The 15,142-nt window shown below is 69.7% G+C and carries 13 protein-coding genes and 1 riboswitch; of the genes, 5 read left to right on the forward strand and 8 right to left on the reverse strand.

What is annotated here, in order from left to right; translation table 11 throughout:
• Positions 1–50: 50 nt before the first annotated feature.
• Complete coding sequence (locus J7495_RS14210; protein ID WP_294057287.1) at positions 51–401, reverse strand: VOC family protein; 351 nt, start codon at positions 399–401, stop codon at positions 51–53.
• Position 402: 1 nt separating this feature from the next.
• Entirely contained in the window at positions 403–948 is a 546-nt protein-coding gene (gene msrA, locus J7495_RS14215; RefSeq protein WP_294057288.1) for a peptide-methionine (S)-S-oxide reductase MsrA, read from the reverse strand.
• Positions 949–1,021: 73 nt separating this feature from the next.
• Between msrA and galE the strand changes: the two genes are divergently transcribed.
• Positions 1,022–2,020 (forward strand): UDP-glucose 4-epimerase GalE, encoded by a 999-nt coding sequence (galE, locus tag J7495_RS14220; protein WP_294057289.1) that lies wholly within the window; start codon positions 1,022–1,024, stop codon positions 2,018–2,020.
• A 49-nt stretch (positions 2,021–2,069) separates the two neighbouring features.
• Here galE and J7495_RS14225 read toward each other — a convergent pair whose 3' ends face one another.
• The 4 genes from J7495_RS14225 to J7495_RS14240 are packed head-to-tail and all read right to left on the reverse strand — an operon-like array spanning position 2,070 to position 8,890.
• Positions 2,070–4,097, reverse strand: coding sequence for a tetratricopeptide repeat protein (locus tag J7495_RS14225; RefSeq protein ID WP_294057290.1), 2,028 nt, complete (start codon positions 4,095–4,097; stop codon positions 2,070–2,072).
• On the reverse strand, positions 4,081–5,442 hold the full coding sequence (gene prsR / locus J7495_RS14230) for a PEP-CTERM-box response regulator transcription factor (protein ID WP_294057292.1): 1,362 nt from the start codon (positions 5,440–5,442) through the stop codon (positions 4,081–4,083). Before prsR ends, J7495_RS14225 begins: the two co-directional genes overlap by 17 nt.
• A complete protein-coding gene (prsK, locus tag J7495_RS14235) occupies positions 5,439–7,502 on the reverse strand; it encodes an XrtA/PEP-CTERM system histidine kinase PrsK (RefSeq protein ID WP_294057294.1) in 2,064 nt (687 codons plus the stop codon). Before prsK ends, prsR begins: the two co-directional genes overlap by 4 nt.
• A complete protein-coding gene (locus tag J7495_RS14240) occupies positions 7,502–8,890 on the reverse strand; it encodes a TIGR03013 family XrtA/PEP-CTERM system glycosyltransferase (RefSeq protein WP_294057296.1) in 1,389 nt (462 codons plus the stop codon). Before J7495_RS14240 ends, prsK begins: the two co-directional genes overlap by 1 nt.
• A gap of 177 nt (positions 8,891–9,067) precedes the next feature.
• Here J7495_RS14240 and J7495_RS14245 point away from each other — a divergent pair, with 177 nt between their 5' ends.
• Entirely contained in the window at positions 9,068–10,126 is a 1,059-nt protein-coding gene (locus J7495_RS14245; RefSeq protein ID WP_294057297.1) for a mannose-1-phosphate guanylyltransferase/mannose-6-phosphate isomerase, read from the forward strand.
• Positions 10,127–10,129: 3 nt separating this feature from the next.
• On the opposite strand, the gene J7495_RS14250 is transcribed toward J7495_RS14245, so the two are convergent.
• Positions 10,130–10,534 (reverse strand): VOC family protein, encoded by a 405-nt coding sequence (locus tag J7495_RS14250; protein ID WP_294057298.1) that lies wholly within the window; start codon positions 10,532–10,534, stop codon positions 10,130–10,132.
• A gap of 2 nt (positions 10,535–10,536) precedes the next feature.
• Positions 10,537–11,436, reverse strand: coding sequence for a hypothetical protein (locus J7495_RS14255; RefSeq protein WP_294057299.1), 900 nt, complete (start codon positions 11,434–11,436; stop codon positions 10,537–10,539).
• An 85-nt stretch (positions 11,437–11,521) separates the two neighbouring features.
• On the opposite strand from J7495_RS14255, the gene J7495_RS14260 reads away from it, so the two are divergent.
• The 3 genes from J7495_RS14260 to thiC all read left to right on the forward strand — a co-directional run.
• On the forward strand, positions 11,522–12,265 hold the full coding sequence (locus J7495_RS14260; protein ID WP_294057300.1) for a sterol desaturase family protein: 744 nt from the start codon (positions 11,522–11,524) through the stop codon (positions 12,263–12,265).
• A gap of 100 nt (positions 12,266–12,365) precedes the next feature.
• A complete protein-coding gene (locus J7495_RS14265) occupies positions 12,366–13,262 on the forward strand; it encodes a MipA/OmpV family protein (RefSeq protein WP_294057301.1) in 897 nt (298 codons plus the stop codon).
• A 17-nt stretch (positions 13,263–13,279) separates the two neighbouring features.
• A riboswitch (TPP riboswitch) is annotated at positions 13,280–13,389 on the forward strand.
• Positions 13,390–13,433: 44 nt separating this feature from the next.
• Positions 13,434–15,142: phosphomethylpyrimidine synthase ThiC (thiC, locus tag J7495_RS14270; protein WP_294057302.1), on the forward strand; the 1,709-nt coding region annotated here is incomplete at its 3' end.

The following is a 15,142-nucleotide window of genomic DNA, read 5'->3' on the forward strand; positions in this document are numbered from 1 at the left end:
ACTCCTGGGTCCCGGCTTTCGCCGGGATGACGGTTTAGGGATAGGCGTATCTATTCGGGCCGCGGGAAGTACAGCTGGTTGCCGTCGGGGTCGGTCACGATTACCAGCGGGCTGCCCCACCAGCCTTCGCCCGTCTCTATGCCTTTCGCCGCAAGCTCGGCGACGAAGCCCTCGAATTCCCCGGCCCCCAGCGCCGCGTACAGGATCCCGCTGCCCACCTTCTCGGGCCATTGGCAGGTCAGCAGCAGCCCACTGCCCTCGCCGCGGCTCACCCCGGCGACGAGCGCCCGCCCGCCCTCCTCGTGGCGCATGCCGAGCATGAAGCCGAGGCGATCGACGTAGAAGCCGATCGCCGCGTCGACGTCACGCACGAAGACGAGCGTGCTGGAGACCCAGCTCACCTCAGGCAGCCGCGCCTTCCTTCGCGCGATTGGCGAAGCTCTTGCGCAGCTTCCGGAGCTTGGGCGGGATCACCGCGAGGCAATAGGGATTCCGCTGCCCCTCGCCCTGCCAATATTCCTGGTGATAGTCCTCGGCGGGCCACCAGGTGCCGAGCGGCTCGATCGTCGTGACGATCGGCGCCGGCCAGTCGCCGGCAGCGCGCTCGATCGCCGCCCTGGCCTCGGCTTCCTGTTCGGGCGAGTGGGGGAAGATCGCCGAGCGGTACTGCGTGCCGATGTCGTTGCCCTGGCGGTTGAGCTGGGTCGGGTCGTGCGTGCCGAGGAAGATGTCGAGGATGTCGCCATAGCTCACGACATCGGTGTCGAAGGTCACGCGGATCGCCTCGGCGTGGCCGGTCGTACCGGTGCACACCTGCTTGTAGGTCGGGCTGTCGACCGCGCCGCCGATATAGCCGCTCGCCACCGACTGGACGCCGATCACGTCGTTGAACACTGCCTCGGTGCACCAGAAACAGCCACCTGCGAGCGTTGCGGTCTCGATCGTCATGCTGAACTCCTTGCCTGAGACGCAAAGATAGGGTTGTGACGACGGGCGACAATAGCACGATGGGGTAGCGCGGGTGCACGAAGGCAGTGTGATGGTGACCGGCGGCGCGGGCTATATCGGCAGCCACGCCGTGCTGGCGCTGCTCGATGCGGGCTGGCGCGTGGTGGTGGTCGACAACCTCACCACCGGCTTCGACTGGGCGGTCGACGGCCGCGCGACCCTGGTCCGCGCCAATATCGAGGACGACGCAGCGGTCCGCGGCGCGATGCGCGAGCACGGCGTCGTCGCGGTGATGCACTTCGCCGGCTCGATCGTCGTGCCCGAATCGGTCACCGATCCGCTCAAATATTACCGCAACAACACCGTCGCCAGCCGCGCGCTGATCGAGAGCGCCGTCGCCTGCGGCGTGAAGCACTTCATCTTCTCCTCGACCGCCGCGCTCTACGGCATGGCCGAGCATTCTCCGGTCGCCGAGGACATGCCGACCGTGCCGATCAACCCCTATGGCACGTCGAAGCTGATGACCGAGATGATGCTCCGCGACGTAAGCATCGCGCATCCGCTCAACTATTGCGCGCTCCGCTACTTCAACGTCGCTGGCGCCGATCCGCAGGGCCGCGCGGGCCAGTCGACCGCGGGCGCGACGCATCTCATCAAGATCGCGGTCGAGGCGGCGACGGGCAAGCGCGACCATGTCACCGTCTTCGGCACCGACTATGCGACGCGCGACGGGACGGGGGTGCGCGACTATATCCACGTCACCGATCTCGCCGCCGCGCATGTCGCCGCGCTGGACAAGCTGATCGAAGCCCCGACCGAAAGCCACACGATGAACTGCGGCTATGGCCGCGGCTATTCGGTGCTCGAAGTGCTCGACGCGGTCGACCGGGTGACCAACCTCACGATCGAGCGCCGCTTCGCCGAGCGCCGGCTGGGCGACGCGGGCGAACTCGTCGCGGACAACGGCCGCATCCTCGCGACGCTGCCGTGGCGCCCGGCGCACGCCGACCTGGAGGGCATCGTCAAGGACGCGCTCGCCTGGGAGCGCAAGCTGCGCGAGATTCGCGGATAGCGCAGCCGTCCTCCCGGCCTTCTTCGGCGGTCGGCGGGGGATCGCAGGCTTAAGAAGGATTCCCCGCGGGCTTCACCTGAGCCTGCGGCTTGCGGTTGAGCTCGGACGTCGCCTGGGCGAGGTGCCAGGCGACGCCGGCGTTGCCCGGCGCGAGCAGCGCGGCCTTGCGGAGGAGCTCGGCGGCGCCGTCGAGGTCGCCCGCCTGGTAGAGCGTCCAGCCATAGGCGTCGGCCGCGGCAGCGCTGGCGGGGGCGAGGGCATAGGCGCTTTCGGCATAGCTTCGCGCGCTGTCGCCGTCGCCGCTGCCGAGATAGGCGAGCGCAAGCAGCGAGCCGATCGCCGCGTCGCGATCGCCGATGCGCGACCGCAGGCCCTCGAGCGTGTCCACTGCGGCGTCATAGGCGCCGCCCGCGACCTGCCACTGCGCCGAGAGCCGCTGCGCGGCGGCGTTCCACGGGTTCTGCTGGACGAAGAGCGCCAGCGCGCTTGCCGCCTCGGCGCGGCGGCCGGCGCGGTCGAAGGCTTCGACCAGGCGGAGCATCACCGGCTCGTCGAAGCGCAGGCTCGCGGCGGCCTTGTAGGCGTTGGCGGCGTCGCTCCAGCGGCCGAGCAGCATCAGCGTGTCGCCGAGCACGAGATGCGCGCCCGGCGCGCCGGGGTTCGACGCGGCGAGCGCCTGCGCGCGCGCGGCGGCGCCTTGGCGATCTCCGGAAGCGGCGAGCGCACGGATATAGGGGATGACGGTGTTCGGGTTGTCCGGGTCGGCGGCGGCAGGACCGCTCAGCACCGACACGCTGTCGCCGGTGGCAAAGGGCGTGCCGTCACCGCCGGTCGCACGCGCGGCGCGGTCGAGCAGCTGGTCCGCCATCACGCGATCGCCGCTGCGTTCGTAGGCGCGCGCGGCGAGGGTGAGCGAATAGGAGTCGGTGAGCGGGGCGAGGACGTCGATCGCGTTCCTCGCCGAATCGCCGCGGAGGTACGCCTGGGCGAGCAGGCGGCGTGCGTCGAAGTTCATCGGCTGCAGGTCGACGAGCTGGCGGAGCTTGCCGATCGCCTGCTCGACGTCGCCCGAATCCAGGTCGAGCGTGCCGCCGAGGAGGAGCATGCCGGGCAGGGCGTCGATCGCGCCGCCGGTCTTCTCGACGAGGCTGCGCGCAAGGTCGTAGTTGCCGGCGCGCGCGGCGAGCACGGCCTGGAGGTAGAGCGCCTGGGGGTTGCCCGGGCGGACCGCGAGCGCGCGGCGGGTGGCGGCGAGCATGTCGTTCGCGCGGCCGGCATCGCCGAGGGTGGCGGCATATTCAATCAGCGCGTCGAAGTCGGCGGGGTCGCGCTGGAGCGCGGCCTCGAACCAGGGCAGCGCGGCGACGAGGCCGAATTGCGTGCGGACCAGCTGGCCGCGCAGCACCAGCGCGTCGCCATCGTTGCGGTCGAGCGCGACCGCCCGCGTCGAAGCCTCGATCGCCCCGGCGACATCACCCGCAGCGACGCGGAAGCGGCCGGCGTCCACCCAGACGTCGGCGTCCCGGGGCGCGATGCGGATCGCTTCGGCGACCGCGGCGTCGGCGCCGGCGAAATCGCCTTGCGCGGTGAGCGCGCGGGCGCGGATACGCAGAGCATAGGCGCGGTTGGGCGCGTCAGTCTTCTCGGCTTCGGCCAGCGCCTGGTCGGGCTTGCCTTCGAGCAGCAGGGCGTGCGCGACGAGGTGGTGGAGCTTGGCCGCGTCGAAGCCCGCGTCGGCGGCGCGGCGGAGCTCGCCTTCGGCCCCGGCACCGTCGCCGAGGAGGAGCTGGGTACGCGCGAGCGCGAGGTGCGCCTCGGCCGAGCCGGGATCGCTGCGCACCGCCGACAGCGCGGCATCGCGCGCGGCGGTGACATTGCCCTGCTCGAGCAGCGCGAGGCTCTGCTGGACCGAGGCGCGCGCCTGGGCGGGATCCTGGCGGAGCGGCGAGAGCGCGAAGAAGGCGTAGACCGCGACCCCGAACGCCGCGGCGCAGCCGATGCCGACGACGAGCCGGCGGACGATCGCCCGGTCGAAGGTCGACCGGCGTCGGCGCGAGCGGTTACGGCTGGAGGTCATAGGCTTTCATCAGGTCGTAGAGCGTGGGACGGCTGATCCCGAGCAGCTTGGCGGTGCTCGAGATGTTGCCCTCGGCGCGGGCGAGCGCGTGGCGGATCGCCTTGCGGTCGGCGCCCTCGCGCGCGGCCTTGAGGTTGATCGGGGCGGCGTCGGCGGTCGCGAGGTCGAGGTCGGCGGCGGCGATCGACTTGCCGTCCGCCATGATCACCGCGCGCTTCACCCGGTTCTCGAGCTCGCGGACGTTGCCCGGCCAGCCCCAGCCGTCGATCGCCGCCAGCGCGTCCGGCGCGAAGCTCCGCGCGGCGCTGTGCATCTGCGCGGCGTATTTCTTGAGGAAGTGCCGCGCGAGCAGCCCCGCGTCGCCCGGGCGCTCGGCGAGGCTCGGGATGCGCACGACGATCTCGGCGAGGCGATAATAGAGGTCCTCGCGGAAGCGGCCCTCGGCGACCATCGCGTCGAGGTTCTGGTGCGTCGCGCAGACGATGCGCGTGTCGACCGGGATCGCCTGGCGCCCGCCGATCCGCTCGATCACCCGCTCCTGCAGGAAGCGCAGCAGCTTGACCTGGAGCGGCAGCGGGATGTCGCCGACTTCGTCGAGGAAGAGCGTGCCCTTGTTGGCGAGCTCGATCTTGCCCTCGGTGGTCTTCACCGCGCCGGTGAACGCACCCTTCTCATGCCCGAACAGCTCGGATTCGAGCAGCGTCTCGGGGATGGCGGCGCAGTTGATCGCGACGAAATTGCCCTTGCGCTTCGAGGCATCGTGCAGACCGCGGGCGAGCAGCTCCTTGCCCGTGCCGCTGGCGCCGAGCAGCATCACCGAGACGTCGGCGCCGGCGACGCGCTCGATCGTGCGGGTGACCTTGAGCATCTCCGGCGAGCCGGTGATCATCCCGCCCAGCACCGCGCCGGCCTCGACGCGTTCCGCCAGGCGGCGGTTCTCCGCCTCGAGCGCATGGACGTGGAAGGCGCGGCTCACGATCAGCCCGAGCGCGTCGATGTCGATCGGCTTGCGGTAGAAATCCCACGCGCCCATCTCGATCGCGCGGAGCATCGAGTCGTGCGCGCCGTGGCCCGAGGCGACGATCACCTTGGTGTCCGGGCGGAGCTGGAGGATCGCGGCGAGCGTGGCGAAGCCTTCGGTGGTGCCGTCGGGATCGGGCGGCAGGCCGAGGTCGAGCGTGACCACCGCCGGCTCCTCGGCGCGGACCAGCGCGAGCGCTTCCTCGCGGTCGGCGGCGGCGAAGATCTCATAGCCTTCATAGGCCCAGCGCAATTGCCGCTGGAGCCCGGCATCGTCCTCGACGATCAGCAATTTGGGCATCAGCCGCGTCTTCATCTCGCTCATGCCGCCCTCCCCATTCCCCCGTTCAGTCCGGTATCCGCGGCATGCGCGGGCTTGAGCACCACGCGGAAGCGGCTGCCGTGCCCCTCGCGCGACTTGACCTCGATCCGCCCCTGCATCGCAGTCGCGAGCGCGCGCGCCTCGAACGCGCCGATGCCGAAGCCGCCGTCCTTCGAGGAGACGAAGGGCTTGAACAGCCGGTCGCGGATGAAGCCGGGCGACATGCCGCAGCCCTGGTCGATCACGTCGATCGTCACCTGCGCGCCGTCGGCGGCGACGTGGAGCGTGACCGGCTCGTGCGCGGGGCTTGCATCGATCGCGTTCTGGACGAGGTGGCCGAGCAGCTGCTCGAGCGCGCCGGGGTCGGCGAGCGCGACGGCAGCACGCGCGCCGGTGACCGCAACCGGATGCTGGGCGCGGCGCGCGGCGGCGATCCGGTCGAGCAGCGGCACGACTTCCATCGCCTGGAGCGCCTGCGCGGTGGTGCGCGGGCTCTGCGAGAGGCGGGTCAGCAGTCCGGTCATCTTCTCGGCGGAGGATTTGAGCGTCGCGATCATGTCGGCGCGGAATTCGGGATTGTCGGCATGGCGCTCGGCATTGCGGGCAAGAAGGGTCAGCTGGCTCACGAGGTTCTTGATGTCGTGGATGATGAAGGCGAAGCGGCGGTTGAACTCGTCGAAGCGCTGCGCCTCGGCGAGCGCGGCGTGGGCGCGCGCCTCGGCGAGGTACGACGCGGCCTGGCGCCCGGCGACGCGGAGCAGGTCGAAATCCTCCCAGTCGAGCGCGCGGCTGACCGGCGGGCGCGCGAGCAGGATCACGCCGGCGAGCCCGCCCTGGTGCGGCAGCGGGACCAGCGCCCAGGCGTCCTCGAGGTCGAACATCCATTGCGGGAGCATCGCCGCCTCGGGCGCATCGGCTTCGGCACGGCGCAGCGCGTCGAGCTCGAGGATGCGGCCGCTTGCGGCGAGATGCTCGACGAGGCCCGCGTCGGCGCTGCCGATCACGGTTTCGCGCTCCCAGGTCCAGGTCGCGCCGAGCCCCAGCCCGGCGCCTTCGGGGACGAGCAGCGCGCCGGCGGGCGAATCGGTGAGGTCGGCGATCGCCTTGACGATGCGCGTGTCGAGCGGCGCGGCTTCCTCGGGCGCGCCGAGCGTCGCGGTGAAGCGCATCCATTCGGTGCGATAGTCGTAGCGGTGGCGGAAGAAATGCTTGGCGAGCTTCACCTTGGCCCAGGCGCGCAGCCAGGGCGAGGAGACGAGCGTTAGGATCGCGGCGGTCGAGCCGAAGACGAAGGCGGTCTGGAGCACGCGCGCGTTGCTGCCGCCGACCGTCGCGATCGCCGAGGTGACGATCGCGAGCAGCGCGAAATAGGCGCCGATCGCGACCAGCGACATCGACTGATAGGCGACGGTGCGCGAGACCTGGACGTTCCACTCGTCGCGCCGCTGGAGGCTCGCGCCCATCACCATCGCGACGAGCATCATGCCGAGCCCGCGGATGACGTAGAGCTCGAGCGGCTGGTAGGCGAGCAGATAGGAGGCGGTGAAGACGTTGAAGTCGATGAACCAGAGGCCGGCGAGCGCGACGACCATGCCGCGCTGGGCGGCGCCCGCGCGCTCGGCGATCGCGCCGTGGAGCGCGCGCATCAGCACCAGGGCGGCGACGGCGACGAGCATGCGAAGGAGGAGCGCAGCGGTGGCGACCTGCGGCGCGGCGTCGGGGGTGCTCGCAAAGCCCTGGAGCACGAGCGCGGCGATCGCGACGAGCGCGACCACGCTGTAGACGGTGCCGAGCGCGAGCGGCGGACGGATGTTGCCGTCGCGCCGGTGGAGCACGATCATGAAGGCCAGCCAGGCCAGGTCGCGCAGCGTCTCGGCGAGGCCGGTGCCGAGCTGGTTCGAGCCGATCCCGGCGGCCGCGAGCGCCCAGAGCGCGGTGGCGGCGAGCGCCACGCAGAGCAGCCGGCGCGGCACGCCGGGCTCGCGGCGGCGCCAGGCGACGAGCGCGAGCGCACCGAACAGCAGCGCGGCAAGCGCATGAGTCCAGAGGATGAGCGTGCCCATCAGCGCGCGCCTTCGGGGAACAGGATCACCCTCGCCGTCTGGAGGAGGATCAATATGTCGAGGAAGGGCGAGTAGTTCTTGGCGTAGTAGAGGTCGTATTCGAGCTTGTGCCGGGCATCCTCGATCGACGCCCCATAGGGATAGTTGATCTGCGCCCAGCCGGTGATGCCGGGCTTCACCATGTGGCGCTCGGCATAATAGGGGAGCTGGCCCTCGAGGTCGTCGACGAACTGCGGGCGCTCTGGGCGCGGGCCGACGAAGCTCATCTCGCCCTTGAGCACGCTCCAGCATTGCGGCAGCTCGTCGATGCGCAGCTTGCGGATGATGCGGCCGACGCGCGTGATGCGCGGATCGTCCTTCTCGGCCCACACCGCCTGGCCGCCGACTTCGGCGTCGATCCGCATCGAGCGCAGCTTGATGACGTCGAAGCCGGTGCCGTAGAGGCCGACGCGGCGCTGGCGGTAGAGCGCGGGCCCCTTCGAATCGAGCTTAACCAGCAGCGCGGTCAGCAGGATCAGCGGCCAGGCGAGCGCGAGCAGGGTGAGGCTCGCGGCGATGTCGAACAGCCGCTTGAACGCGCCCGACAGCATCCGCCCCGAGGAGAAGCCGTCGGAGAAGATCAGCCAGCTCGGGTTGACGCTGTCGAGGTCGACGCGGCCGGTCTCGCGCTCGAGGAAGGTCGAGATCTCGTTGACGTGGACGCCGGTGGTCTTGATCCGCAGCAGGTCCTTCAAAGGCAGCGCGTTGCGCCGCTCCTCGAGCGCGAGCACGACTTCGCTGGCGTTGAGGAGCACGACGTGATCGGCGAGGTTGTAGATGGCGTCGCGCGCGATCGCTTCGGGGATCACGCGGTTGCTCTCGCTCATCGCGACATAGCCGACGACGGCGAAGCCCGCGCCGGGCGCCTTGGCGAGCGCCTTCAGCCGAGCCGCGCGCGGGCCCGCGCCGAGCACGACGACGCGGCGCTTGAACGCCTGGCTGCCCAGCGCCTTGCCGAGCAGGATGCGCAGGAAGACCAGCGCGACGATCGACAGCGCCATCGCGTAGATCAGGTTGGTCCGCCAGAAGGCGAGCTGGGGGATCGCGAAATAGACCGCGCTCAGCAGGATCACGCCGAGCGAGATCGCGACGATCAGCCGTGCCGTCGCGTATTTCAGCGACTGGAGCGCATCGGCGCCGTAGACGCCGACCGCCATCATCGCGACTTCGAGCGTGATCGCATAAGTGATCAGCTGCGGGATGCGCGACGCGAAGGTGTCGGGGTCGAGCCCCGCCTGGCTGTTGCGCAACACCCATCCGGCCTCGCCCGCCGCCAGCAGCAGGCAGAGGTCGAGGAAGCCGAGCAGCAGCACGGCATTGGGGACATATTGCCTGAACAGCCGGATCATGCCGGCTCCGGACTAGCGGCCAAGTGTAAACAAAACCGACACAATGGGCGCCGATTGGGGTGTGCGGCGGATTTTGTTTCGGCGCCGCTCTTTCCCGGCGAACCCTTTGTGCTGCACTGCGTTTGACGCGCCGGGGCAAATGCCTAAACCCAAGCGCTTCCAGGAGGCCGCACACCCATGCCGGATTCGACGCCGATCGTCCCTGTCATCCTGTCGGGCGGATCGGGCACGCGCCTCTGGCCGATGTCGCGGCCCGAACGGCCCAAGCAGCTGCTCGCGCTCGTCGCCGAGGAGACGATGCTCCAGCTGACCGCGCGGCGCACGCCCGCGGACCGGGGCTATGCCGCGCCGATCGTCGTCGCCAATGCGAGCCACGCCCAGGACGTCGAGGAGCAGCTCGCGCTCGCCGGCGCCGAGCCGAGTGCGCTGATCCTCGAGCCGATGGGGCGCAACACCGCGCCGGCGATCGCGCTCGCCGCGCTCGCGGCGGGCGGCGGGGCGAGCCCGCTGCTGGTGATGCCTTCGGACCATGTCATCGCCGACGTCCCCGCCTTCCACGCCGCGATCGCCGCGGCGCTGCCCTTGGTCGAGGCCGGCTGGCTCGCGACCTTCGGGATCACGCCCGACCGGCCCGAGACCGGCTATGGCTGGATCAAGGCCGGCGAGCCGATCGGGCCGGGCGTCCACCGGGTCGAGCGCTTCGTCGAGAAGCCGCCGCGCGACAAGGCCGAGGCGATGCTCGAAGCCGGCGGCCATGTCTGGAACGGCGGCATCTTCCTATTCCGTGCGGACGCCTATCTCGAAGCGCTCGCCCAGCATGCGCCGGGCATCCTCACCGCCGCGCGCGAAGCGATGGACAAGGCGGTCCGCGAAGGCGCGCGGGTGCTGCCCGATGCCGCGGCCTTCGCGCTCTGCCCGTCGGAGTCGATCGACTATGCGGTGATGGAGACCTCCGAGCAGGTCGCGGTGGTGCCGGTGACGATGGGCTGGAGCGACGTCGGCAGCTGGGACGCGCTCCACGAGATCAGCGACTGCGACACGCGCGGCAACGTCTGCTCGGACGATGTCATCGCGATCGACACCGAGAATTGCCTGGTCCGCACCGCGAGCGGCCGCCGGGTGGCGCTGGTCGGCGTGAAGGACCTGATCGTCGTGGCCGACGGCGATGACGTGCTGATCCTGCCGCGCGGGCGCAGCCAGGAAGTGAAGCGCATCCTGGAGGCGATGAAGGGGTAAGGCTCAGGGCCCGATCAGATCCCAGCGGTTGCCGTAGAGATCTTCGAACACCGCCACCGTGCCATAGGCCTCCACCGCCGGCTCGCGCACGAAGCGCACGCCCTTGGCGGCGAACGCGCGATGGTCGCGCCAGAAATCGTCGGTCGCGAGGAACAGGAACACGCGCCCGCCCGCCTGGTCGCCGATGGACCGCGCCTGCTCCGCCGTCGCCGCGCGGGCGAGCAGGATCATCATGCCGTCCTCGCCGGCCCCCGGCGGGCGCACCGTCACCCAGCGCTTGCCGCCATGCTGATCGCTACCCAGGTCGCTGTCCTCGACCAGCTCGAAGCCGAGCGTGCCGACGTAGAAGCCGATCGCCTCGTCATAGTCGCGCACCAGCAGCGCGACCTGCGTCAGTCGCTGGCGCATCGTCAGCGCACCGCCACCCAATGGCCGTCGCGGAAGCGGAAGATGTGCGGCGAGATGCAGCGCTGCTGCGCCTTGCAATCGTCGCGCACGGTCTTGGCGAAGTCGTCGAGGTTCGGCCCGTCGGGCAGCAGCCCCACGAACACGAACTGGTCCGACACGGCCGTGACGAACAGGTCCGGTCCGGCGGCGATCGCGATCTTCTCCCACGCCGCGAGGTCGATCAGCAGGCTCGCGAGATATTCCTGGTCCTGATAGGCGGCTGCGGCCTTGGCAAGCTCGCCGCCCTTGGGCAGGTCGGGCAGGATCGCGCGCGTCTGCCTGAGCGCCAGCGCCCAGGCCACCTCGCGGGTCATCTTGAGCTTCTCGAGCGCTCCCGCGCCGGCCACTGCGATCGCATCGGGCGAATCGATCGCGAGGAAGGCATAGAGCCCTCCGCCCAGCGGCTCGTAATAAGCGAGCGGCCCCTTGTCGGTCTTCGCCTGCGCCTCGAGCGTCTTCACATAGTCGAGATATTGCTGGTCGCGGACCATCAGCCGCAGGTCCTCGGCGCGCGCCTCGGGCAGCTTCCTGGTGATCTTCGACAGGAATTCGCGCTTGGCGCCGTCGCAATCCTCGTCGGAGGCGTTGAGGCAATAGGCGTAGATGCGATGGAAGTTCATCAGCCCTTCGCCGTCGGCGTCCCCCGACTCGCGGCGGAAGCCCACTGCAAGCGGATCGTCGGACTTGGGGGTCAGGATCGCCTCGGGCAGGATCGCATGGGCGCGCGCGACCATGTCGTCGCGGAACGCCTCGGGCGACTGGATCTTCTGCGCCTTCTCGACCTTCTGCGCCCGATCGCCTGGTTGTGCCTGCGCCGGCACCGCCGCGAGCAGCGTGGCGAGCATCAGCACCGTCCGGATCATGTCCCCGCTCCCCTTTGCGCCAAGTCTGCGCGATCGCCCGCCGTCCCGCAATGACGCTCGCCTCCGAATCGGCTAGGCACGCGCGATGGCCGCCGCAATTGCCCTCTCCGCGCTGGCGATGACGCTGATCGTCGGCGTTCGCTACCTGCTCGCGAGCGGCGGCTTCGCGCTCGCCACCCGGCTCAGGCACCCCGGTCTCTACCGCGGGCTCGGCCGGCAGATCCGCGCCGAGATCGGCTGGAGCCTCGCCTCCGCCGCGATCTACGGCGTGCCCGCCGGCGTCGTCGCCTGGGGCTGGGCGAATCGCGGCTGGACGCGGATCTACGCCGACGTCGACACCTTTCCGCTCTGGTATCTCCCCGTCTCGGTGCTGCTCTACCTGCTCGCGCACGACGCCTGGTTCTACTGGACGCACCGGCTGATGCATCGCCCGCGCTGGTTCCGCCTCGCGCATGCCGTCCACCACGCCAGCCGCCCGCCCACCGCCTGGGCGGCGATGAGCTTCCACCCGCTCGAGGCGATCACCGGCGCGGTGGTGATCCCGGCGCTGGCGTTCCTCGTGCCCATCCATGTCGCGGCGCTCGGGCTGGTGCTCGCGATCATGACGGTGATGGGCGTCACCAACCACATGGGCTGGGAGGTCTTCCCGCGCTGGCTGGTCGCGGGCCCCGCCGGCGCCTGGCTGATCACCGCAAGCCACCACCAGCGCCACCATGCGCGCTATCGCTGCAACTACGGGCTCTATTTCCGCTTCTGGGACCGCCTGTGCGGAACCGACGGGGGCGTCGGCGGCTTTGAGCCCGGTACGGCTGGAACAAAACTGCCATAATCGCTGTCATCAACCTTTCACATAGCTTGCATGCAGTGACGGGAGCGAATAGCGCGGGCTGGCGTTTCGCATGTGCAACATTGGTTCAGTGGAGTAGCCCATGCCCTTGATTCTGCGCGCCGCCGCGCTCGCTTCGCTTCTCGTCGCCGTGCCGGCCTTCGCCCAGGACGAGCCCGCGCCGGCCGATGCGCCGATCGCCGTCGTCCGCGCCGCGCCCGCGAACAAGGGCATCGACCCACAGGAACTCGACGGCGATTCGCTGATGATCGGCCTCGGCGTCGGCGCGGTGCCGAGCTACGAGGGCTCGAACGACACCGCGATCTCGATCGTCCCGGGCCTGCGCGGCCGCGTCTCGGGGATCAACTTCTCGCTGCGCGGCAATCGCTTCTTCGCCGACATCATCCCGACCAAGGGCGGCCCCGGCTGGGACATTCAGGCCGGCCCGATGATCCAGGCGAACTTCAATCGCCATGTGAACATCATCGACGCGCAGGTGAAGAAGCTCCCCAAGCGCAAGATCGCGGTCGAGGCGGGCGGCTTCGTCGGCCTGGGCAAGCAGGGCGTGTTCACCAGCGACTATGACAAGCTCGCCGTCACCGTCTCCTACGTCCACGACATCGCCGGCGTGCACGACAGCTATGTCATCACCCCGGCGCTCGATTACGGCACGCCGCTCAGCACCGGGGCCTTCTTCGGGCTCAACCTCTCGGCCGATTATGCCGGCAACGGCTATGGCGCGACCTATTTCAGCGTCAACGCCGCCGAGAGCGTGGCGAGCGGCCTTCCCGTCTTCACCGCGGGCAAGGGCTGGAAGGACTGGACGATCGCGCCCTATGCGCTGGTCTCGCTGACCGGCGACCTCACCCACGGGCTCGGCGTGCTCGGCACCGTCTCCTACCGCCGCATGCTCGACGACTTCGCCGCGAGCCCGGTGACGAGCATCGCCGGCTCGCGCAGCCAATGGTCGGGGATGATCGGGCTCGCCTATACATTCTGATCGCGGACGCCTAAGAGTCGCCATCCCCGGGGGACCGCTCATGCGCGGTTGAGAGGGAAGCAGCAGCTTCCGACCCGCTGAACCTGATCCGGTTGAGACCGGCGGAGGGAGGGAAGCGGCGTCCAGCTTGGAATCCGTGGCCTCGCTCCGATCCATAGGAGCGCGCGACACATGGCCGACATCCCCGCCCAAGCCGAGATCGGCGTCACCACCGGCCCGATCCGCGGCTCCAGGAAGATCCATGTCGGCCCCTTGAACGTCGCGATGCGCGAGATCGCGCTCGAGCCGGGCTCGGGCGAGCCGCCCTTGCGCGTCTACGACACCTCGGGGCCCTATACCGACGCGCAGGCGCGCATCGACATCATGGCCGGCCTGCCTCCGCTTCGCCGCGAGTGGATCGTCGGCCGCGGCGACGTCGAACCGGTCGACGCGCGCGAGGTCCGGCCCGAGGACAATGGCCAGCTCGGCCCCGATCGCTCGGGCGGCGTCCAGCCCTTTCCCAATGTCGTCAGGCGGCCGCTGCGCGCGAAGCCGGGCGCCAACGTCAGCCAGATGCACTATGCCCGCCGCGGCATCATCACGCCCGAGATGGAATATGTCGCGGTGCGCGAGAACCTCGGCCGTGAAATGCTCAAGGACCATGTCCGCGACGGCCAGGATTTCGGCGCGGCGATCCCCGATTACGTCACCCCCGAGTTCGTCCGCGACGAAGTCGCTCGGGGTCGCGCGATCATCCCCAACAACATCAACCACCCCGAGAGCGAGCCGATGGCGATCGGCCGCAACTTCCTCGTCAAGATCAACGCCAACATCGGCAACAGCGCGGTCGCCTCGAACGTCGCCAGCGAAGTCGACAAGATGGTCTGGTCGATCCGCTGGGGCGCCGACACGGTGATGGACCTCTCCACCGGGCGCAACATCCACGACACGCGCGAGTGGATCATCCGCAACTCGCCCGTGCCGATCGGCACCGTGCCGATCTACCAGGCGCTCGAGAAGGTCGGCGGCATCGCCGAGGACCTGACCTGGGAGATCTATCGCGACACCCTCATCGAGCAGGCCGAGCAGGGCGTCGACTATTTCACCATCCACGCCGGCGTGCGCCTGCCCTACATCCCGATGACCGCGAAGCGCGTCACCGGCATCGTCTCGCGCGGCGGCTCGATCATGGCGAAATGGTGCCTCGCGCATCACCGCGAGAGCTTCCTCTACACGCGCTTCGAGGAGATCTGCGAGATCATGAAGGCGTATGACATCGCCTTCTCGCTCGGCGACGGCCTGCGCCCCGGCAGCATCGCCGACGCCAATGACGAGGCCCAGTTCGCCGAGCTGGCGACGCTGGGCGAGCTCACCCAGATCGCCTGGAAGCACGACGTCCAGGTGATGATCGAGGGCCCCGGCCATGTGCCGATGCACAAGATCAAGGCGAACATGGACAAGCAGCTCGAGGCGTGCGGCGAGGCGCCCTTCTACACGCTGGGGCCGCTCACCACCGACATCGCGCCGGGCTACGACCACATCACCTCGGCGATCGGCGCGGCGATGATCGGCTGGTTCGGCACGGCGATGCTCTGCTACGTGACGCCGAAGGAGCATCTCGGCCTGCCCGACCGCGACGACGTCAAGGTCGGCGTGGTGACCTACAAGCTCGCCGCGCACGCCGCCGACCTGGCCAAGGGCCACCCGGCGGCGAAGCTTCGCGACGACGCGCTCTCTCGCGCGCGCTTCGAGTTCCGCTGGCGCGACCAGTTCAACCTGTCGCTCGATCCCGATACGGCCGAGCAATACCACGACCAGACCCTGCCCGCGGAGGGGGCGAAGACCGCGCATTTCTGCTCGATGTGCGGCCCGAAATTCTGCTCGATGAAGATCACGCAGGA

It is taken from the genome of Sphingomonas sp. (genome assembly GCF_017745215.1).
In the GTDB taxonomy this organism is placed as follows: Bacteria; Pseudomonadota; Alphaproteobacteria; order Sphingomonadales; family Sphingomonadaceae; genus Sphingomonas.

Excerpts from the sequence above, each read along its gene's own strand:
- msrA (WP_294057288.1), bottom strand. The coding sequence starts at position 948 with ATGACGATCGAGACCGCAACGCTCGCAGGTGGCTGTTTCTGGTGCACC.
- J7495_RS14225 (WP_294057290.1), bottom strand. The coding sequence starts at position 4,097 with ATGACCTCCAGCCGTAACCGCTCGCGCCGACGCCGGTCGACCTTCGAC.
- prsR (WP_294057292.1), bottom strand. The coding sequence starts at position 5,442 with ATGAGCGAGATGAAGACGCGGCTGATGCCCAAATTGCTGATCGTCGAG.
- prsK (WP_294057294.1), bottom strand. The coding sequence starts at position 7,502 with ATGGGCACGCTCATCCTCTGGACTCATGCGCTTGCCGCGCTGCTGTTC.
- J7495_RS14240 (WP_294057296.1), bottom strand. The coding sequence starts at position 8,890 with ATGATCCGGCTGTTCAGGCAATATGTCCCCAATGCCGTGCTGCTGCTC.
- J7495_RS14245 (WP_294057297.1), top strand. The coding sequence starts at position 9,068 with ATGCCGGATTCGACGCCGATCGTCCCTGTCATCCTGTCGGGCGGATCG.
- J7495_RS14250 (WP_294057298.1), bottom strand. The coding sequence starts at position 10,534 with ATGCGCCAGCGACTGACGCAGGTCGCGCTGCTGGTGCGCGACTATGAC.
- J7495_RS14255 (WP_294057299.1), bottom strand. The coding sequence starts at position 11,436 with ATGATCCGGACGGTGCTGATGCTCGCCACGCTGCTCGCGGCGGTGCCG.
- J7495_RS14260 (WP_294057300.1), top strand. The coding sequence starts at position 11,522 with ATGGCCGCCGCAATTGCCCTCTCCGCGCTGGCGATGACGCTGATCGTC.
- J7495_RS14265 (WP_294057301.1), top strand. The coding sequence starts at position 12,366 with ATGCCCTTGATTCTGCGCGCCGCCGCGCTCGCTTCGCTTCTCGTCGCC.